We start from the raw sequence: 20,375 nt of genomic DNA, 5'->3' as shown, positions 1-20,375 counted from the left end.
AATTGAATAAGGATATTTTTTATTTAAGGGGGTTAGCCCTGTAATAACTGTTTTGCGGCTCCTTCATCCGTAATCAATACGGTGTTCTTTGGAGCTTGTTTCATGTAAGAGCGTATTGCCTTTTCCTTTGAAGCTCCTCCAGCAACAGCGAGCACATGCTCAGTCTTTGCTAAATCATCAAGTTGAAGTCCAACTGTTCTTACTTTATGGACAACCTCTCCCGCTTCGTTAAAGTAATACCCGAATGCTTCACCAACTGCTTGCCTATCTTCGATTTTACGTAAGTCCTCCATGCTTGTGCGCCGGCGTTGAGCCATTGTCATAGCGTCTCCTACTCCGTGTAAAACCATGCTTGCAGATTTGATTAACCCTAGAACTTCTTTAATATGAGGTTCTTTTAAAATCATGTGATACGTTTCACTGCTTACTTGATCAGGGACATAGAGCACCTTGTGGCTTGATTTCGTTCTCTCAGCCATTTTGGCACAAATGGTATTGGCTTGATTTTGAACATCTTCCCCAATTCCCCCGCGTCCCGGTACGAAAAGAAGATCTTTCCCGAGGTCCGGAGTTAGCATCTCTGCAACAGTTGCCATTGTTGTACCACCAGTAACTGCGATGATATTCTTTCCCTGTAACGAATTTTTCATACTAAGAGCACAAGCTCTTCCTAATTCGCTTTTTACCCAAGGTGATTCATCACTGTTACCCGTAACAATGATAACTTTTTGTATACCTAGTTTCCGTCGGAGTCTTTCTTCCATTGTGTCGATACCTGATATCTCACGCATGACAGATTCTAATCCTTCTAGTAATTCCCTTCCATCTTCAGTTAGACTCATTCCTACACTTGATATAGTAATTAAATCTTGTTCTTTTAAGAAGGAAACTTCGCTTCTGAGAACCCGTTCTGTTACACCGAGACTGACAGATAAGCTTCGACGACCTACTGGCTCCATGGAACCTATGTATTGTAAAATGTGAAAACGTTCCTGCATAACAGAGAGCAAATCAGGTAATAATCTTTTTTGGATATCAATTATCGACTGCATATTGATGTCTCCTTCATCCTATATGGACATTATATGTCCCTCGTAGACATAATGTGTCCCGCTGAAGGTAAAAAAAATCACCCCTGCTACAAAACTTATTCTAACAGGTGCGATTTCCCTTTTCAACTCATATACGGTGTATTTTTTTTGTAAGCGCTTCGATTATGAACATTTTGTCTAACTGTCCATATTGAAGCTCTTCTCCATCCAAAACAACAACCGGTATCATTAAACCGTACTGCTCTGTCCACTCATCATTTGTATCAATATCCTTTTCTTCAATTTCAAACTCCCACTCTTCCCGGAGCTCTATTAAAATCTTTTTTCCTTTTTCACATAGAGGGCATTTCTTTCTTGTATAAAATTCAATAACCATTGGGTATCTCCTTTAAAATCTCTTTCGCTTTGAAGAGGATGGAATTCCAAGCTGATCACGGTATTTTGCCACCGTCCGTCTTGAAATCACAAACCCATCCGTTTCCTTTAATATAGCTAAAATTTCCTGATCAGAATAAGGCTTCGCTTTATCTTCCCCATCAATTAACCTCTTTATGGAGTCCTTTACTTGGTTAGACGAGGTGGCCTCTGAATTGGTTGTTGATACCATGTTCGTAAAGAATGATTTTAGCTCAAGCGTCCCAAACGGGGTTTGCATATACTTTTCACGTACCGCACGGCTAACAGTCGATTCATGCACATCAATTTCCTCTGCAATCTCACGCATCGTCATCGGTTTTAAGTGCAACGGCCCTTTTTCGAAAAATTCCTGCTGTCTTTGCACGATTGCTAGTGACACTTTTGTAATGGTTTCCTTCCGTTGTTCTAAGCTTCTAGCAATCCAGGAGTAATCCTGCTGCTTCTCCTGCAAGTATTTGTTAAGACTTGTATCCTTAACTGCAGCAAATTGCTGATAATAATCCTGCTGAAATGTCAGCTTAGGGAGCACGTCATCAAACACACTAATTTCAAAATGTTGGCCGTCCCATTTAACTGATACATCTGGAACGACGTATAAAGGTGCTTCTTCATGAAAGTCTGCCCCTGGACGCGGATTTAATGTTTGAATAAGATCAAAAGCAGCCTGGATATCAGATAGACTTACAACTAGTTGCTTTGACAGTGATTTCCACTTCTTTTCTGCAAACTCCTCAAAATGATCACTAACCAATTTTTCAGCTAATGGATTTCGTTTCGGCATTTGGATGAGCTGCAGGTATAAACACTCACCTAATGACCTCGCTCCTACTCCAGCAGGCTCAAGTTCTTGGATGATAGTAATTAATGCTTCCACTTGCTCCACTAAGATTCCTAATTGGGTAGCAAGGGATTCATTGCTCATTCCGATGTAACCGTTTCCATCTATATATTCTAAAAGAGCCCTTAGCAGTTGCACATCTGAGTGGTTCACCACTTGAGCATACAGATGGTCATATAAGGTAGTTGTCGATTTTCCTATTTGCTCAATCCAGTTCTGCTGGTCTTTGTCTATTACTCTAGTTTTCTTCGGTCGATCTTTGCGAGGATCCATCGTTTTAATATGGGAAGTTTCAATCTGGATAAGGGGATTTTCCAATGCTTTGCTTTCTAAAAAAGCTGTAAGCTCCTGGGAAGAATACTGAAGTAGCGTAATCGCCTGAGAAAGCTCTTGCGTCATCTTTAATTTTAATGTTTGCTGTTGCCACAATCCTGCCTTTAAATTCATCCTCTCACCCCCATATCTATTTTACATGAAGATAAGTAGGAATTGAATGGTTAGTATATAAAAAAAACACCTGCCTATAGTGACAAGTGCTTTAGAAAACTATTACGCCCTCGGAGGGAATCGAACCCCCATTTCAAGAACCGGAATCTTACGTGCTATCCGTTGCACCACGAGGGCAGAAAAGTGCTTATATCTAAAATAAGCGCTCTTACATCATACTAAATTATTTATCATGCTGTCAACGACTAGGCTCGCGGAGTCTATTTCATATACTTTTCAATAAATTTCTCTTCTTCCTTGGTGCTCAATAGACCAGTCGCTTTCCCTACATTTCCGTCTTGTAACTCCCATATCGTGTTATGGTCGCTGACTGCTTGGGAAAAATCTCCTTCAAGCCATCTTTCGAGAATCCTTATGTACGTATTCGCATACTTATATTCATTTTGATTAGCAACCACCACATCGTAGAGTCGCTTGACTCGTTCTTCCGTAATAAGAATGGCTCCCCACTTCTTTTCAGCTTCCACCTTCTGATGAGACATATGATGAATAGCCGATTGGACTTCAAATTCTTTTAAGTCACTCGGAAAGACTTGCTCCACGTTTTCGTTTATTTGAATATCAAGTCCCCCGTCTTTAACAGATGCCTCTGCTTCCTCAGCCTGCTTGAGCACTCTATCCGTTCCTCCGCTTGATGGAGTGGCATTTGTCCAATACGAAAACACACCAAAACCAGCTATAATGAAGAGACCCGCACTAATAGCTGCGATTTGTATTTTGTTTAGTTTGAAGGTCTTTTTCGTTTCCACGTTTCCCACTCCCTCTGCTAACTTTTTTAATTTAGGATGCTTAAATGGGTGGAATTCTTGGAAATGAGGGGTGCATTTGTAAATTTTTCACGAATAGGAAGCTGATTCACTGACTTTATTTGCGATTCTGATAATTTATTTGCGATTCTCAGCTTATATTTGCGATCCTGAGAATTCACTTGCTATTCACGATGCAACTTTCACCATACCCATCCACCATTAACACATTCCCCGCTATCATTACCCTACATTTTACAACAGTTCCCATTTCACGTATACCGGAAAAGCTAAACTTCCTGTTTAAAAACTGGCCCAGCGGGTAATGATGGAAAGTGGGTTTAAAAAGTACATAGCAATTTGTGTCGAACAATTCTACAGCTATTTGTTTGACCTTTATTGACCATGAGTGTATCATAAAAATACATACAGTTACACATTAAACATACTTATCTAATTGTATGTTTGACTCTCAATTAAAGGAGGAAAAAGAAATGAATTTAATCCCTACAGTTATTGAGCAAACGAACCGTGGAGAGCGTGCATACGATATTTACTCACGCCTATTAAAAGACCGCATTATCATGCTAGGAAGTGGAATTGACGATAATGTGGCTAATTCAATCGTCGCTCAGTTATTATTCTTAGAAGCAGAAAATCCTGAAAAAGACATATCCATCTATATTAACTCACCAGGTGGAAGCATTACGGCTGGTATGGCTATCTATGACACAATGCAGTTCATTAAGCCTGACGTTCAAACAATCTGTATCGGGATGGCTGCATCAATGGGTGCGTTCCTTCTTTCTGCTGGTACAAAAGGAAAGCGTTATGCCCTTCCAAATGCTGAAGTAATGATTCACCAACCGCTTGGTGGAGCCCAAGGTCAAGCAACTGAAATCGAAATCGCTGCTAAGCGTATCCTTTTCCTTCGTGAAAAGTTAAACGGCATCCTAGCTGAGCGTACTGGTCAACCAATCGAAGTCATTGCTAAAGACACAGACCGCGACAACTTCATGACAGCTGAACGCGCGAAGGAGTATGGCCTAGTTGACCATATCATCACTCGTAATACGCTTGAAAAGAAAAAAGAAGAGAAATAATCCATTCAAGTAATAAAAAAACTCGTTCCTTTATAGGATCGAGTTTTTTCTATTACGCTTCTTTTTGTACGTATTTTTCTAGTGCTTCAAATGCTGCTTCTTCATCAGTTCCATTGACGATAAGGTTTACAGATGAACCTGAGCTAATGGCTAAGCTCATTAACCCCATGATGCTTTTGGCGTTAACCTTCTTGCCGTCTTTTTCTAAAAATACATCTGACGAAAACCTATTTGCTTCCTGTACAAACAAAGCTGCAGGTCGTGCCTGTAAACCAGTCTTCAACTTTACTACCACTTGTTTTTCTACCATACTTGCTTTCCTCCCCTATCCTTATCTGTTTATATATAATTACATGGTTTTACTCACGTTTTCCCCCACTCGGAGCTTTTCAGCAATTTCGTCAATTTTACGTAAACGGTGGTTGATACCTGACTTACTGATTGTTCCTCCAGATACCATCTCACCCAGCTCCTTTAACGTCACATCTTGGTAAGCTATACGAAGCTCTGCGATTTCTCTAAGCTTTTCAGGCAAAATATGAAGACCTACGGTATCTTGAATAAACCGAATATTTTCAACCTGTCGTAAAGACGCACCAATCGTCTTGTTTAAGTTCGCCGTTTCACAATTGACCAGCCGATTCACCGAGTTACGCATGTCGCGTACGATCCGAATATCCTCAAACCTTAACAATGCATTATGAGCACCAATAATATTGAGGAATTCGGTGATTTTCTCAGCTTCCTTTAAATAAGTGATAAATCCTTTTTTTCTTTCAAGCGTCTTGCTATTTAAACCAAATGTATTCATCAATTCACATAAAGAGTCGTTATGCTCCTTATAAAGTGAAAAAATTTCGAGGTGATAAGAGGAAGTCTCCGGATTGTTTACCGAACCTCCTGCTAAAAATGCTCCCCTTAAATAGGAGCGCTTACAGCATTTCTTTTTAATAAGTGCCTCAGCAATATTGTGGGCAAATACAAATCCCTCTTCTAGAATAAATAAATCCTCTAAGATGACCTTTGCATCCTGTGAGAGCCTAACGATATACACATTGTTCTTTTTTAATCTCATTTTCTTTCGAACTAAAAGCTCGACTTGTACTTCATAGTATCTTTTGATCAGCGTATAAATTCTACGCGCAATTGCTGCATTTTCCGTTTGGATGTCGACAACAAGCTTTCGATTAGAGAAGGACAATGAGCCATTCATTCGGATCAAAGCAGACAACTCCGCTTTTCCGCAACATTCTTTTCCTTCTATATTCGTTAACTCTTTTTTCGTTTCCGAAGCGAATGACACATCTTCACCTCCTACACAAACGGTTGCATAAGTTATACTACGCTTAAGACCGCTTGTGGGTTTCATTTATTAATAGAGAATATAAAATATTTGCTACTTCCCTGGTGTCATGGCGTATAACACCATTTTCAAGGCTCATGATTTCACCCTCTACCACTTCGAGTCCCAAATCATATAGAGTAGTTAAATCAAAGTGTACAGGTTTTGCTAGTTCTTCGCTATAGCGATTAAGAACCTCTTCTGGGATATGTTCCCTATTAACTAAGATCGTGTTCATAAACGCACTCTTCATATGGTCGTAAATCGCTTTCACGTGGTCGCTCGCTGAATAATCAAGCGTCTCACCTGCTTGAGTCATTAAGTTGCAAATATACACCTTTTTCGCTTTTGCCCGACACACTTCCTCGCCAAGCTTTGGCACGAGTAGATTAGGAAGGATACTTGTATATAAGCTTCCAGGACCAATCACGATTAAATCAGCTTTTCGAATCGCATGCAGTGTCTCTGGTAGCGGAGTGGCATCACCCGGCGTTAAAAATACCCGCTTGATCCGTTTTCCGGAATAAGGAATTTTGGATTCCCCTGAAACAATCGTGCCATCCTCCATTTCCGCATGTAAAACAACACTTTGAGTGGCGGCTGGAAGCACCTTCCCCCTCACATTTAACACCTTGCTCATCTCTTGGATGGCATGAGTGAAATTCCCCGTTATCGATGTCATCGCTGCTAAGATTAAATTTCCTAGCGAATGGCCAGATAATTCATTAGCAGTTGCAAAACGGTGCTGAAACATTTCCTCAATCAACGGTTCTACATCTGATAATGCCGCGAGTACATTGCGAACATCTCCAGGAGGAGGAATGTCCATTTCATCTCGGAGGCGTCCAGAGCTACCGCCATCGTCCGCAACCGTAACGATGGCCGTAATATCAACAGGAAACTTCTTTAATCCACGAAGCAACACGGGTAGCCCTGTACCGCCTCCAATAATCACAATTCGAGGCTGTCGAATCTTCGTCATGTAGTTTGTTCCTTTCTCCTTTCGATGTCACGGTGAGTGATTCGAGTTTCATAGTCTTTTTCAAAATGATTGGCAATGTATTCAGTTAGCGCAACAGACCGATGCTGTCCACCCGTACATCCAATTGCCACTACAAGCTGCGCTTTTCCTTCACGCTTATAATGAGGAAGCATAAACGCTAGCAGCTCCGTTACCTTTTCTAAAAACTTAGTAGTCTCATTCCATTTCAGTACATACTTTGAAACATCCTCATCTAGACCCGTCTTTGGTCTCATCGACTCAATATAGTGCGGGTTTGGCAAAAAGCGAACATCGAAAACTAAGTCTGCATCAATTGGAATTCCGTACTTAAACCCAAAGCTCATTACATTGACCGTAAAGATCGTCTGCTTGTTCGCTGAAAACTCCGTTAAGATTTTTTCACGCAATTCTTTCGGCTTCATTTTTGAGCTATTGTAAATGAGCTGTGCTCTTCCCTTTAGTTCCTCTAGCAGCTCTCTCTCAAGCTGAATGCCTTCTAAAGGAAGTCCGGACGGAGCAAGAGGATGAGTACGTCGAGTTTCTTTGTAGCGACGAACAAGCGTTGAGTCGTCCGCATCTAAAAATAAAATTTGCGGAGTCACCCACGATGTTTCTGCAAGATCATCGAGCGCCTTAAATAAGTGGTCGAAAAACTCTCTTCCTCTTAAATCCATTACAAGCGCTACCTTATTCATCTTATTTCCGGACTCTTTCATAAGTTCTAGAAATTTTGGCAATAAGGTTGGTGGCAGGTTATCCACACAGAAAAAACCTAGATCTTCAAAGCTTTGAATGGCGACTGTTTTCCCTGCACCAGACATCCCCGTTATAATCACCATTTGTGTATCTTGTGTCGCTCCAGTACTCATAAAAATTCCTCCTTAGCTAGGATCAAGACGATATTGAATTAACTGAAAATCGGTTGTATATGTAAACGTTCCATAGATGATTCCTTGACCGTGGATCATGTAGTCCAATATATGATAGTCCCCTTCTGCCATCGGTAAATCTTTAATCTGGTGGAAGTCATGCCAAGCAAGCTTTCCTTCCTCAGATTCATCCAGATTGATTCCATCAGCTTCTGTTCCAAAGAAGGTGAACATCATCCACTCAGAAACAACTTGGTCTCCATCTTTCATAATAAACGTAAAAATACCCTTAATATTGGGGTTTCTCAAATAAATACCCGTCTCTTCACGGTACTCTCGAATACAGCAGTCTCTCACTGACTCACCAGGCTCCATCTTTCCACCCGGAGCCACCCACCAGCCACGTCTAGGCTTTTGGAGCAGCAAGACCTTATTATCTTTTACCAATACACAATTTGTCACTCGTTGCACGCTTCAATCACCTCAAGGCCTTTTAGAATTAACGACTTTTATTCTTACTATTATACTATTTTTACAATGGGCTCACAATGAATAGGAAATGGACAAATATAAAAAAGCATTTTTCGTAAAGATTGGAAGTTGGAAGAGCCATAAAAAAAGAGCACAGGATAATTCCTGTGCTAAAGATATATATCTTAAAAGGGGGTCAATTTCTATTCTTATTTTACACGAGCAATGTTTCACTACTGTTACAGTATAATTAATTGCAGATTACGTTTTATTAAGAATGGATGAAGGGATGCAAAAATTGAACTATTTTTAGAGGTTTGCAGCGAAATAATCGGTACCGTTTTGGCATGGGGCTAAGGTTTCAGGGGGGATTACTTTTACTTTTATTTATTACCTCCACTGCTTCGGTCTCCTGGTTCGGGCACGATAAGCCTCCAAAACACAAAAAAAAGCTAACCCAAAAAGGCTAGCTTCTCGTATGTTATGCTTTTTGCTTTAATGATTCCATTAGCTCTTCTACATAGTGTTGCGCAGCTTGAGCGGCAATACTTCCGTCACCTGTTGCTGTAACAATCTGACGTAGTGTTTTTTCACGAATATCACCAGCAGCAAAAATACCAGGAACCTTTGTTTCCATACGCTCATTGGTTTCAATGTATCCTTCGCCGTTTGTGATACCGAGGTTCGCAAACGGTTTTGATAGAGGAACCATTCCGATATAGATGAATACGCCCTCTGCTTGGAATTCTTGCTCAGTACCATCTTCAGTTGAAACAAGAGTGACACTTCCAACCTTGCCGTCCTTGTCATTAATTTGCTTCACTGTGTGATTCCAAATGAAATCGATTTTTTCATTATCAAACGCACGTTGCTGAAGAATCTTTTGGGCGCGAAGCTCGTCACGACGGTGAACAATTGTTACTTTAGAAGCGAAGCGTGTTAAGTACACTCCTTCTTCAACGGCAGAGTCGCCTCCGCCAATAACCACTAGTTCTTTCCCTTTGAAAAAGGCACCATCACAAACCGCACAGTAGGATACTCCACGTCCGCCAAGCTCTTTTTCACCAGGAACGCCAATTTTCTTATATTCAGCACCAGTTGTAATAATCACTGCACGAGCTTTGTATTGCTTCGATCCAGCTACAACCGTCTTATACTCTTCTCCATCAATCACTTCTTTGATATCACCATACGCATATTCAGCACCAAACTTTTTCGCGTGATCAAACATTTTAGTAGAAAGCTCAGGTCCTAGAATATGATCAAATCCTGGATAATTTTCTACTTCTTCTGTGTTCGCCATTTGTCCACCAGGCACACCGCGTTCAATCATTAATGTCGAAAGATTCGCGCGTGATGTATACACAGCGGCAGTCATCCCAGCAGGACCAGCACCAGCAATAATGACGTCATAAATTTTTTCTTCAGACACGTTAATTCACTCCTTTTAAAAAAAGAAAACAATACTTGTTATAGTATTTCCCTGTTATCTCTATCCTATAAAACATAGCGAGTGGAGTCCAAATATATGCTCATTAAATAAGCCCTTTAACAATTTTTACATATTTTTGTAGGGTAGAGCTTGATAGACTGTACAAATCTGCTACCTGCTGCTGTGACGTTCGTTCCCCACGTTGCTTTCTCCACATATACTCTGTTGCTGCTGCCAAAGCCTTCGAGTTATTAGCTTGCACATTTTCTTTCATAAGACCTGGCAAAATGGTAAACCATAATAAAAATAAGCTCGACTGAGTCGTTCCAATCGGTTGATGCTGCTTATATAGCTCCAATGCTGTTTCATGTCCCGAACGCATGATAGGCTTTTCACATGTTTCCATGCTTAAAAGATTGACATATTCTTTTTCAATGGAATACTTTGGCTTCATAGAAGTTAAAATATTTTCCTTTTCTCCTGATAAAGAAGCAAGGAATAATCCGAATAAACGTTCTTCAATAAAGTTACTTTCTAACTTTTGATGAATGGCTTTTGGAATATGCTCAAAGCCAGCAGCTTCTGGTTTATTCTTTTCCCATGGCTCATGTCCTTCTTTTTCCGGGCTAAATTCAAGAACTCGTTTCCATGCTTGCTGAGCAATGGATTGACGATCGGTATAGTACGCTGAGTAGGAAAGCCAATAATAAAATGGTCCGTCTCCTTCAAAGCCCACTCGTTGCAGCTTTCTCAACCAACCGTAAGCCAGTTCGTATTCTCCAACAAGCGCAAAGCTTGCACCAAGTTTAAATTGATGCTCTTGCAGCATCGGCTTGATCTTTTTCAAAACTTCCTTTAGGGAATTTACGTTTTCTGTATCCTTCAGATAAAAAGCAAACACCAGCTTATTGCATAGCGCATGCAAGTTTCCCGGATTTTTCGTTAAGACATCCTCAAGAATGTCGTCCGCCTTCTCTGTCTCCCCTAAATAGAAGTAAGCGAGGGCTAGATTGTTGTAGGCTGACCAGTATTCAGGGAATTCCTCGATCACCTCTTCTAATAGGTCAACCGCTCTAGGAAAATGTCCTGATTCTAGCAAACGACGTGCTTCATCCTGCTTGATGATAAGATCGTCCTCTTCGTACAAATCCTCCTCGAGCTCTTCCGCTTCTAGCGTCAATAGATCGATTAACTCCTCAGTATCCTCGACAAACTCTCCGTCTTGGTCAAGCTTCAAGTAGAGTGACGCATGGGTGTATGCATCTTTAAAAAGGCCGAGATGTGCGTAGTTGTTAGCCAAGAAATAATGGCACTCCAGCATATGCTCATCCAGCTCTTCTAAAATTTCGTGCAAATAACGATTGGACTGCTGATAATCACTAAGCTCCGTACAAACAATCGCGAGCTGACAATAAATCATCGGCTCGCCTGGCTCTAGCTGAATCGCACGCTCCAAATATTTTTTTGATTTATAAAAATCCCTCCGCTGATACGCCTTTAAGCCTTTCGCAAAGTAGTATTCACCAGTTGGATGAAAAGACAACAATTTACCTTTAGGTTGATATGCTTTAGAGTCTTTGCTCATGAAATCCTCCATTTTAACGTGTTTACAAGCACTTCTTAGATGTAATGAAGTAATTTAAACAATATGTTTAACCAATGTATTATATCATAAGTCCCATTTGGCTGAAACCATGAATGTAGGATGGCTGACCAGGAACCTTTGTCCAAAATTAAAAAACCAGCCCCTTGGCTGGTTATTTCACTGCTGATTTTTCATGGCGCTTATTTAATACGGATAATACGTCTCGAGCTGGTAAGCCTTGCTCCACCAACAGCACATATAAGTGGTAAAGCAAATCAGCTGCTTCCCACTTCAGCTCCTCGGTATCGCGGTTTTTCGCAGCGATGATAACTTCAGATGCTTCTTCGCCGACTTTTTTCAAAATCTTATCGACGCCTTTTTCAAAGAGATACGTCGTGTAGGCACCTTCAGGACGTTCCTTTTCACGGTTACGGATTAGCTGCTCAAGCTCAAACAAAATTTGATAGTCTGCTAAGCTTTCCGCACCAGTTGTCCCTTCTTCCCCTGTGAACACACTTTCTGTAAAACAGCTTGTTGTTCCGTTATGGCAAGCAGGACCAGCTGGCTCCACCAATACCACTACTGCATCTTGATCACAATCGAACTTCATTTCAACGATTTTCTGCGTGTTCCCACTTGTCGCCCCTTTATGCCAAAGCTCCTGGCGAGAACGGCTGTAAAACCATGTTTCACGAGTTTCAATAGATTTATCTAGAGATTCCTTGTTCATATACGCAAGGGTTAACACTTCTTTTGTGACCGCATCCTGAACGATTGCCGGAAGCAAGCCGTTTTCATCGAATTTTACATTCATCGTACATTCACCCCTTTTTCTTTTAAAAATGATTTCACTTCTTCAACAGAGGTTTCCTTATAGTGGAAGATCGATGCCGCTAAGGCTGCATCAGCTTTTGCTTCTATAAAAGCTTCGGCGAAATGCTCCGAATTTCCTGCTCCACCAGAAGCGATAACTGGAACCGAAACCGCCTCACTTACCGCACGAGTTAAAGCCACATCAAAGCCCTTTTTCTCTCCATCACTATCCATGCTCGTTAACAGGATCTCTCCTGCCCCACGCCGAACAGCTTCTTTGGCCCATTCAATTACTTCATACTCAGTTGCTTTCCGACCACCATGGGTAAATACCCGCCATGTTCCAAGCTCTTCATCGTATTTCGCGTCAATGGCCACAACGATACATTGTGTACCAAAGAAGTTCGCACCCTCTGTAATAAGCTCAGGATTCAACACAGCTGCTGTATTCAATGACACTTTATCAGCACCTGCACGTAAGATCCGTTTCATATCTTCAAGGGAATTAATCCCTCCACCTACTGTAAACGGAATAGCCAGTTCGGAAGCAACAGATTTCACCACATCTACCATCGTACCACGGCCTTCAACCGAAGCAGAAATATCTAAAAAGACTAACTCATCGGCTCCCTGCTCATCATAAAAACGGGCAAGCTCCACCGGGTCCCCTGCATCGCGAAGCTGTACGAACTGAATTCCTTTTACCACACGACCGTCCTTCACGTCTAGGCAAGGAATAATACGCTTTGTTAGCATGTTACTTCACCTCTTTCAATGCTTCAGGAACAGAGAATCGTCCTTCATAAATGGCTTTTCCAACAATCGCACCGTTCACGCCTTTTCCAACAAGCTCCTTCAATGCTCGCAGATCAGCCAACTCACTAACTCCACCAGAGGCAATCACACTTTTCCCTGTTTCAACGGCCAGTTTCTCTACCGCCAATAAGTTCGGGCCAGAAAGCATCCCATCCGTTGCGATATCGGTAAAAATAAATGTTTCAGCACCCGCATCAGCAAGTCGCTTCCCAAGCTCAACGGCTGTAACCGTTGAGGTATCCAACCAGCCATGGGTCGCTACATAGCCATCCTTCGCATCGAGTCCGATCGCTATTCGTTCTCCGTACTTCTGGATCATTTCAATCGCGAACTCTGGATTAGACACCGCCACACTGCCGATAATGACACGTGCCACTCCGTTATTTAAGTAATGAAGAATATCTTCCTCGGTACGAATGCCTCCACCAATTTGAACCTTCGCATCAAGCTTCTGGGCAGCCTCAATCACAAACCGGTCGTTTACACGCTTGCCATCCTTTGCTCCGTCAAGGTCGACCATATGTATCCACTCGGCTCCTGCATCGGCAAAGCTTTTCGCCATATCAAACGGAGAATCTCCGTATACCGTTTCTTGATTATAATCACCTTGTAAGAGGCGGACGCATTTGCCTCCGCGCATATCAATCGCTGGATAAATAGTAAAGCTCATCGTGCCACCCTTTCTTTCGTTAGCTCAGTAAAATTGCGCAATAGCTCCATACCTAACTTGCTGCTTTTTTCCGGATGAAATTGCATCCCGAACACATTTCCACGGCCTACTACAGCAGGCACTTCGACGTCATAATCGCAGCTTGCAATAACCACCTCATGATCTGGAGTGTTTACATAGTAGGAGTGAACAAAATAAACAAAGTCTTCCTGGAGATTTTCCAAAACCGGTGACGAACGGAAGAAGTGGATCTGGTTCCAGCCCATATGTGGGACTTTATACGACTCTCCTTCAGGGGTTACACCTGGAAAATGAATGACGTTTCCTGGTAACAACGCTAATCCCTTCGTTAGTCCATTCTCTTCACTTTCCTCAAATAACAGCTGCATCCCAAGGCAGATACCTAATAATGGCTTACCTGTTTTCACGTAATCCCTAATCATAGTGGTCAAGCCTGATTCGTTCAGCTTTTCCATAGCGTCTTTAAACGAGCCAACTCCCGGTAAGATTAGGCTATCCGCTTGTAGCAGTTCACTAGCATCCTCCGATATGAAGTATGGAGCGTCTAGTCGTTCGAGGGCCTTCGAAACGCTGAACAAATTCCCCATTCCATAATCAATAATTCCGATCATTTATAACATCCCCTTCGTAGATGGAACGCCCTTTATTCTTGGGTCAATCGTCGTTGCTTCGTCCAAGGCTCGAGCTAATGCTTTAAAAATCGCTTCGATGATATGGTGTGTATTTTGACCATAGTGAACAATCACATGGAGGTTCATTCGTGCTTCAAGTGCAAGCTTCCAAAGAAATTCGTGAACCAACTCAGTGTCAAAGGTTCCTACCTTTTGGCTTGGGAAGTGTGCGCGCATTTCTAAGTGTGGACGGTTGCTTAAGTCAACAACGACTTGCGCAAGTGTCTCATCCATTGGTACAAAGGCATTACCATAGCGCTTGATTCCTTTTTTATCGCCTAATGCTTCACGAAGAACTTGTCCTAAACAGATACCGATGTCTTCTGTTGTGTGGTGGTCGTCCACCTCTGTATCACCCTTGGCGTTAATGGTTAGGTCAAATTGGCCATGTTTTGTGAAAAGATCAAGCATATGCGTCATAAAAGGAACGCCCGTCTCTAGTTCTGATTTCCCTTCTCCATCAATCGTTAAAGCAAGTTCTATATTGGTTTCACCTGTTTTTCTTGTAATGCTTGCTGTCCTTGTCATCCCGAATCCTCCTTCAATAAAGTGTTGGTCAAGGGGCGATTCCCCCTCCGTGCGCTGGTATCGCTACACAACAATGGCTTCTTCGGGTGGAACGCCCTCTATCCTTTTATTTAAACCGCGATTCCACCGCTCTTGCGTGGGCTTCTAGTCCTTCGAGTCTTGCGAAGGCGGCAATCTTTTCTACGTTTTGTTGTAATGCTTTTTCACTGTAGGCAATGATGCTTGATTTCTTTTGGAAATCGTCTACGTTTAATGGGCTTGAGAAGCGGGCGGTTCCGTTTGTTGGGAGCACGTGGTTGGGACCTGCGAAATAGTCTCCCACTGGTTCGGAACTATAGCGGCCGATAAAAATGGCACCCGCATGCTTGATTTGTCCTAGCAGCTCCATCGGATTAGCAGTCATTACTTCTAAGTGCTCTGGAGCTAACGTATTAATCGTTGCTATCGCTTCTTCTAATGTGTCAGCCACATATATCGCTCCGTAATCAGCGATGGATTGTTCGGCAATCGCCTTACGTGGAAGTGTTTCTAACTGAATCGCAACCTGATTAGAAACCTCTTCTGCCAGTGTTTGTGAAGTGGTGACAAGAACACAACAAGCTCTCTCGTCATGCTCAGCTTGAGAAAGAAGATCGGCTGCTACTTCACTTGCTCGAGCCGTGTCATCTGCTAAAATTGCAATCTCACTTGGACCTGCGATCATATCAATGTCCACGTCTCCGAAAACTTCCCTCTTGGCTAGGGCTACATAAATATTTCCTGGACCTACAATTTTATCAACCGGCTTGATTGCTTCCGTCCCGTAAGCAAGAGCTGAGACTGCCTGTGCTCCCCCAACTTTAAAGATTTCCTTCACGCCAGCTTCTTGAGCTGCAACAACAACGGCTGCTGGAAGCTTGCCGTTTGCACCCGGAGGAGAAACCATCACGATGCGCTCAACCCCAGCCACTTTTGCTGGCATCACATTCATAAGGACAGACGATGGATACGCCGCTGTTCCGCCTGGGACATATACACCAACGGAGTCAAGCGGAGTGACTTTTTGGCCAAGAATGGTTCCATTAGCTTCCGTCGTTAGCCAGGAATTACGAACCTGTTTTTCATGAAAGGAGCGAATATTGTCAGCCGCTTCCTTGATGATTGCCACATATTCCTCTCCAGTCTCTTCGTAGGCTTCTCTGATTTCCTCCTCAGAAACAAGCATGGATGTTAGTGTCGCACGATCAAATTTTTCTGTATACGCATAAAGAGCTGTGTCTCCATTTTTTCGTACATCCTCAATAATAGACTTGACCGTTTGGCGTTGCTCCTCGGTTCCCGCATCGACGGAACGCTTAATGGAAGCAGCCTCACTCACCTTTTGAATCTTCATCCTCTTCAGCTCCTTACTCCGTGAATCACGTCTGTTAGCTTATCAACGATCTCACTAATTCGCTCATCCTTTGTTCGGTAGCTGACCGGATTCACAATAAGACGAGAGGTAATATCAGCAATTCTTTCATATTCTACTAGTCCATTTTCAACCAGAGTTTTTCCTGTAGATACGATATCAACAATACGGTCAGATAAACCGATAATCGGTGCTAGCTCAATCGAACCATTCAGCTTAATAATCTCCACCTGTTCCCCTTGCTCACGGAAGTAGGCAGCTGCCACATTCGGATACTTGCTAGCCACTTTTGGAGCGACATCGTTCATCTTTGTATTTGGTAATCCAGCGACCGCCAAGTAACAGGGGCTAATTTTCAAATCCAAAAGCTCGTACACGTCACGCTCTTCTTCGAGCATGACGTCCTTACCAGCAATACCAAGGTCTGCAACACCATGCTCCACATAGGTTGGAACGTCCATTGGTTTTGCTAGGATAAAACGAAACTGCTCATCTTCCACGTCGATAATAAGCTTGCGAGAGTCCTCAAACTCTGGCGGAAGCTTGAAGCCTGCTTCACGAAGAAGATCGACTGCTTCGTCAAAAATACGCCCTTTTGGCATCGCAATTGTTAGTATTTCCTTCACTGTTAGGACCCCCTGCCTGCTTTTCCAATTAAAAAGACAATATCGCTATACTGACTCGTGCATGCATCAATATTTTTCACACCATTAATATCTTGTAACACGACTTTTTCGCCACTCGTACGCTTTTCCTTTGCCAGCTCATAGGCTTCCTGTCGTCTTTCATCACTAAACAAAATACATGTCGTTGGCGCTTCTTCCGATAAGCCACCAAGTGCCTCAAGTAAACGATCTAAGTAAAGAGCAAAACCGGTCGCTCCTGTTGCTTTCCCAAACTTTTCAAGTAATAAATCGTATCGTCCACCATTACCAATCGGTGTACCGACCGCATGGGAATAGACTTCAAACACAATTCCTGTGTAATAGCTCATATGGCTAATCAAAGTCAGGTCAAATTTCATCTTATCTTCCTCACCGAAGGCAACCATAATCTCCCATAACTGCTGAAGCTGCGAAAGTGCCTCACGTCCACTTTCATTTTCGATGATATCATTCGCAAAGCTTAGGACCTCTTCCCCTCCACGAAGTTTAAGGAAGTCTAATAGTCTTTGCTTATCAATCGAGGACAACGAGAGCTTCTTCACATGCTCACGATAGCCCACGTAATTTTTTTCATATAGAAATTTCGTTAACGCCTGCGCACGCTCTTCCGTTCCAAGAATTTGCTGGAACAAGGTTTGAACGAAGCCAATATGTCCGACGGAAATTTGGAAGCTCGGTAATCCAGCCTCACGTAATGACGAGATTAGTAGAGAAATGACCTCACCATCAGCACTAATGGTATGGTCGCCGATACACTCAACACCAATTTGCTCAAACTCTGCTGGTCTACCACCTTCTCTTTGCTGGGCACGGTAGACATTGGCAGAATAGGCTAAACGAAGCGGTAAGTCCTCCTTCAACAACTTTGACGCCGCAACCCGTGCAATCGGTGCAGTCATATCTGGTCTTAGTACAAGTGTATGTCCTTGTGAATCTAATAACTTAAACAGCTGCTGATCAAGAATAGCTGAAGCCGTTCCGACCGTTTCATAATATTCAAGTGCAGGCGTTTCAATAAATTGAAAGCCCCAGCATTTCATTTCTGACTTAATCGATTCTCTAGCAATGCTTTTCGTTTCATATAATCCTGGAAGGGTATCTCTCATTCCAAGCGGTTTTTCGAACATAAATAAACGACTCAAGACGATCACCTCTATATCTAAATGTTCCGAATCCTTTAGTTCGCTAATATGTTAGCAAATTGAAGTTATATGTAGTTTACCTTTTTCCTAATGGGGGAGTCAACTATAAAATGACAAATTCAAGGAGGAATGATGATGGTACAAAAAAAGCCTCACTAACTTGAGTTAATGAAGCTTATCACTTCCGTAAATCGGATCATGTTCCCATCTTGTTGCGAGCTCTTCCTTTGTATAAATGACCCGCATCGGGTTACCACCAACGAACGCTCCTGCCGGAACATCCTTGTGAACGAGCGTTCCTGCTGACACAATGGCTCCATCCCCAATGGAGATTCCAGGTAAAATTGTCGTGTTTGCCCCAATCATTACTTCGCTCCCGATTTGCACATCACCCAACCGATATTCTCTAATTAAATATTCGTGCGCAAGAATCGTGGTGTTATAACCAATTACCGTGTTTTTACCGACACTGATTTTTTCCGGAAACATGATATCCAGCATAACCATAAGAGCAAATGACGTTTGATCTCCTATATTCATTTTCAGAAAGGTTCGATATAACCAATTTTTCATTCCTAAAAACGGTGTATATCTAGCCAGTTGAATGACCAGGAAGTTCTTGACAACTTTTAAAAAGGGGACCGTTTTGTATACATGCCAGAGAGAGTTCGCCCCTTCGACCGGGTAGCGAGTCGTCCTTCTCATTGACGTTCTGCCTCTAAAATGGCAAGCAAATCAGTCATATTTTCAAGCATATAATCTGGATGATACTCCGCTAAATAGTCACGACCTTTGATGGACCAAGCAACAGCAGCTGTTCTTACTCCAGCATTTCTTCCTCCTAAAATATCATGGTGGTTATCTCCAACCATGATGGCTTCCTCTGGAGAAGAATGCAGTTTTTCTAAAGCCATACGGACCGGACCTGGATCGGGCTTTGCTTTTTCAACATGATCAAGTGCTACAACAATTTCAAAATAAGGATCAAGCTTTGTTAGCTTCAGCCCTTTCATGACGACATCTGACATTTTTGACGTCACGATTCCAATTTTATATCCCTTTTCCTTTAAGGCAATAACCGTTTCTTTTACACCCTCAAACTCTTTCACAAGTAAGTCGTGATTGCTAATGTTAAAGGCACGATAGGTCTTTATCATTTCTTCAACCTGATCCGGATTCATCCCACCAAATGTTTCTACAAGCGTTGGACCCATAAACGGAATCACATCTTCACGCTTGTATTGGTCAGGATAATAGTGCTGCAACGTGTGTAAAAACGACTGAATAATAAGTTCATTTGTATCAATTAATGTTCCGTCTAAGTCAAATAATATCGTTGTCGTTTTAGTGTTCATAGGCTGTTTCCTTTCGTTTTGAGAATTCAACTCGCTTCCAAATATTCACCACAATGACGGTTAGTATAACCGCTAATACTAATCGAATGAGCAGAAGAGGCAGTACCGGAATGCCTAATGGGATAAAGATAAGAGTATCTTCCACAACTGCATGGCAGGCAGAGAGGAAAATAAACGCAATCGTTACGTCCTTTTTGCTCACTCCATCCTCTTTTACGGCCTGAATCATAACTCCTGCACCATAAGCAAGGCCAAAAATCATTCCTGCTACTAGAGTGGTTGACGTATTTTCCTTCATACCTAACGCTCTTGTTGCGGGTGCCATCCAACGTGAAAATACTTGCAGCCATTTTAAATCCTTTAATATTTGAATCACAATCATTAACGGCATCACAACCATTGCTAACTGTACAATTCCAAGCGCTGCTGTTTGTATGGCTTCAAAAAGGACGGGAATGACTCCACTCACCATTTCTTCCTTCGGCTCCACAAGTCCGTATTGCGCTCGTTCACTTCCGCCCTGCCAAACGAGATTTATGATAATTCCTGAAAAAATGGCCAAACCAATTCTCGCCGTAAGTGCAATCCAAAGCTTTACCCCTACTTTGATCGCTACACTTGATTCAACAAACATATTGTGCGAAAAAGACAGCATAACCGCGAGGATAAACACTTCTTTTATCGATAAGTCAATCGTCAGCATCGCCCCAATTGCCGCGTACAGGTTTAAAAAGTTTCCTAGTACAAGAGGAATCGCTGCGTCACCAGAAAGCCCAAAAATCCCCATTAAAGGAGTAATTAATTCAATCACCCATGGCAGAACAGGGGTATGCTGAAGCAAAGCAACAATAAGGGCAACCGGAAATATAATTTTCCCCAATGCCCAAACGGTTTTCAAACCGACGAAAAACCCTGCTTTCGTAGATTGTAGCATCTTCT

The 20,375-nt window shown here is 42.3% G+C and carries 23 protein-coding genes and 1 tRNA gene; 1 reads left to right on the top strand and 23 read right to left on the bottom strand.

Annotated elements, in window-relative coordinates; translation table 11 throughout:
• Positions 1–32: 32 nt before the first annotated feature.
• The 5 genes from BKO01S_RS20350 to BKO01S_RS20330 all read right to left on the bottom strand — a co-directional run bounded on the left by BKO01S_RS20350 (position 33) and on the right by BKO01S_RS20330 (position 3,563).
• Positions 33–1,052 carry a sugar-binding transcriptional regulator gene (locus tag BKO01S_RS20350; protein ID WP_066058809.1) on the bottom strand — a complete coding sequence of 340 codons (1,020 nt, stop codon included), beginning with the start codon at positions 1,050–1,052 and terminating at the stop codon, positions 33–35.
• Between the two features lie 127 nt (positions 1,053–1,179).
• The gene (locus BKO01S_RS20345) at positions 1,180–1,428 is read right to left on the bottom strand and encodes a glutaredoxin family protein (protein ID WP_066058804.1); all 249 of its coding nucleotides are present in this window, start codon (positions 1,426–1,428) and stop codon (positions 1,180–1,182) included.
• Between the two features lie 12 nt (positions 1,429–1,440).
• Positions 1,441–2,754 carry an RNA polymerase factor sigma-54 gene (rpoN, locus tag BKO01S_RS20340; protein ID WP_066058801.1) on the bottom strand — a complete coding sequence of 438 codons (1,314 nt, stop codon included), beginning with the start codon at positions 2,752–2,754 and terminating at the stop codon, positions 1,441–1,443.
• A 105-nt stretch (positions 2,755–2,859) separates the two neighbouring features.
• Positions 2,860–2,931, bottom strand: a tRNA-Arg gene (locus tag BKO01S_RS20335).
• Between the two features lie 83 nt (positions 2,932–3,014).
• Positions 3,015–3,563 carry a DUF6241 domain-containing protein gene (locus BKO01S_RS20330; protein WP_066058794.1) on the bottom strand — a complete coding sequence of 183 codons (549 nt, stop codon included), beginning with the start codon at positions 3,561–3,563 and terminating at the stop codon, positions 3,015–3,017.
• Between the two features lie 458 nt (positions 3,564–4,021).
• On the opposite strand from BKO01S_RS20330, the gene clpP reads away from it, so the two are divergent.
• A complete protein-coding gene (gene clpP, locus BKO01S_RS20325; protein ID WP_269748560.1) occupies positions 4,022–4,663 on the top strand; it encodes an ATP-dependent Clp endopeptidase proteolytic subunit ClpP in 642 nt (213 codons plus the stop codon).
• Positions 4,664–4,715: 52 nt separating this feature from the next.
• Here the strand turns inward: clpP and BKO01S_RS20320 are convergent, their stop codons facing one another.
• From BKO01S_RS20320 to BKO01S_RS20235, 18 genes are all read right to left on the bottom strand, one after another.
• Positions 4,716–4,973 (bottom strand): HPr family phosphocarrier protein, encoded by a 258-nt coding sequence (locus tag BKO01S_RS20320; RefSeq protein ID WP_066058786.1) that lies wholly within the window; start codon positions 4,971–4,973, stop codon positions 4,716–4,718.
• A 39-nt stretch (positions 4,974–5,012) separates the two neighbouring features.
• Positions 5,013–5,966, bottom strand: coding sequence for a DNA-binding protein WhiA (whiA, locus tag BKO01S_RS20315; protein WP_066058783.1), 954 nt, complete (start codon positions 5,964–5,966; stop codon positions 5,013–5,015).
• A 43-nt stretch (positions 5,967–6,009) separates the two neighbouring features.
• Positions 6,010–6,987, bottom strand: a complete 978-nt coding sequence (mgfK, locus tag BKO01S_RS20310; protein ID WP_066058781.1) for a gluconeogenesis morphogenetic factor MgfK — start codon at positions 6,985–6,987, stop codon at positions 6,010–6,012.
• Positions 6,984–7,877, bottom strand: a complete 894-nt coding sequence (gene rapZ / locus BKO01S_RS20305) for an RNase adapter RapZ (protein ID WP_066058778.1) — start codon at positions 7,875–7,877, stop codon at positions 6,984–6,986. The genes mgfK and rapZ overlap by 4 nt, the downstream gene beginning before the upstream one ends.
• 12 nt (positions 7,878–7,889) lie before the next feature.
• Positions 7,890–8,348 carry an NUDIX hydrolase gene (locus BKO01S_RS20300; RefSeq protein ID WP_066058777.1) on the bottom strand — a complete coding sequence of 153 codons (459 nt, stop codon included), beginning with the start codon at positions 8,346–8,348 and terminating at the stop codon, positions 7,890–7,892.
• Between the two features lie 481 nt (positions 8,349–8,829).
• A complete protein-coding gene (trxB, locus tag BKO01S_RS20295) occupies positions 8,830–9,780 on the bottom strand; it encodes a thioredoxin-disulfide reductase (protein ID WP_066058774.1) in 951 nt (316 codons plus the stop codon).
• A 103-nt stretch (positions 9,781–9,883) separates the two neighbouring features.
• On the bottom strand, positions 9,884–11,365 hold the full coding sequence (locus BKO01S_RS20290) for a tetratricopeptide repeat protein (protein WP_066058771.1): 1,482 nt from the start codon (positions 11,363–11,365) through the stop codon (positions 9,884–9,886).
• Positions 11,366–11,537: 172 nt separating this feature from the next.
• Positions 11,538–12,179: a bifunctional phosphoribosyl-AMP cyclohydrolase/phosphoribosyl-ATP diphosphatase HisIE gene (gene hisIE / locus BKO01S_RS20285; RefSeq protein WP_066058768.1), complete on the bottom strand. Its 642-nt coding sequence runs from the start codon at positions 12,177–12,179 to the stop codon at positions 11,538–11,540.
• Positions 12,176–12,934, bottom strand: a complete 759-nt coding sequence (gene hisF / locus BKO01S_RS20280) for an imidazole glycerol phosphate synthase subunit HisF (RefSeq protein ID WP_066058765.1) — start codon at positions 12,932–12,934, stop codon at positions 12,176–12,178. Before hisF ends, hisIE begins: the two co-directional genes overlap by 4 nt.
• Before the next feature lies 1 nt (position 12,935).
• Positions 12,936–13,664: a 1-(5-phosphoribosyl)-5-[(5-phosphoribosylamino)methylideneamino]imidazole-4-carboxamide isomerase gene (gene hisA, locus BKO01S_RS20275; RefSeq protein WP_066058764.1), complete on the bottom strand. Its 729-nt coding sequence runs from the start codon at positions 13,662–13,664 to the stop codon at positions 12,936–12,938.
• Positions 13,661–14,296 (bottom strand): imidazole glycerol phosphate synthase subunit HisH, encoded by a 636-nt coding sequence (hisH, locus tag BKO01S_RS20270; RefSeq protein WP_066058761.1) that lies wholly within the window; start codon positions 14,294–14,296, stop codon positions 13,661–13,663. The genes hisA and hisH overlap by 4 nt, the downstream gene beginning before the upstream one ends.
• Positions 14,297–14,884, bottom strand: a complete 588-nt coding sequence (gene hisB / locus BKO01S_RS20265; RefSeq protein ID WP_066058758.1) for an imidazoleglycerol-phosphate dehydratase HisB — start codon at positions 14,882–14,884, stop codon at positions 14,297–14,299.
• A 106-nt stretch (positions 14,885–14,990) separates the two neighbouring features.
• Positions 14,991–16,256 carry a histidinol dehydrogenase gene (gene hisD / locus BKO01S_RS20260; RefSeq protein ID WP_066058755.1) on the bottom strand — a complete coding sequence of 422 codons (1,266 nt, stop codon included), beginning with the start codon at positions 16,254–16,256 and terminating at the stop codon, positions 14,991–14,993.
• A gap of 5 nt (positions 16,257–16,261) precedes the next feature.
• Positions 16,262–16,900 (bottom strand): ATP phosphoribosyltransferase, encoded by a 639-nt coding sequence (gene hisG / locus BKO01S_RS20255; RefSeq protein WP_066058754.1) that lies wholly within the window; start codon positions 16,898–16,900, stop codon positions 16,262–16,264.
• A gap of 2 nt (positions 16,901–16,902) precedes the next feature.
• A complete protein-coding gene (locus BKO01S_RS20250; RefSeq protein ID WP_066058753.1) occupies positions 16,903–18,081 on the bottom strand; it encodes an ATP phosphoribosyltransferase regulatory subunit in 1,179 nt (392 codons plus the stop codon).
• Positions 18,082–18,246: 165 nt separating this feature from the next.
• Positions 18,247–18,786 (bottom strand): acyltransferase, encoded by a 540-nt coding sequence (locus BKO01S_RS20245; protein ID WP_066058750.1) that lies wholly within the window; start codon positions 18,784–18,786, stop codon positions 18,247–18,249.
• On the bottom strand, positions 18,783–19,436 hold the full coding sequence (ppaX, locus tag BKO01S_RS20240; RefSeq protein ID WP_066058747.1) for a pyrophosphatase PpaX: 654 nt from the start codon (positions 19,434–19,436) through the stop codon (positions 18,783–18,785). The genes BKO01S_RS20245 and ppaX overlap by 4 nt, the downstream gene beginning before the upstream one ends.
• A complete protein-coding gene (locus BKO01S_RS20235) occupies positions 19,426–20,370 on the bottom strand; it encodes a nucleoside recognition domain-containing protein (protein WP_066058744.1) in 945 nt (314 codons plus the stop codon). Before BKO01S_RS20235 ends, ppaX begins: the two co-directional genes overlap by 11 nt.
• Positions 20,371–20,375: the final 5 nt, after the last annotated feature.

Source organism: Robertmurraya korlensis NBRC 107688, from assembly GCF_001591645.1.
Lineage (GTDB): Bacteria > Bacillota > Bacilli > Bacillales > Cytobacillaceae > Robertmurraya_A.
This window is presented reverse-complemented; position numbering and strand designations above follow the sequence as displayed.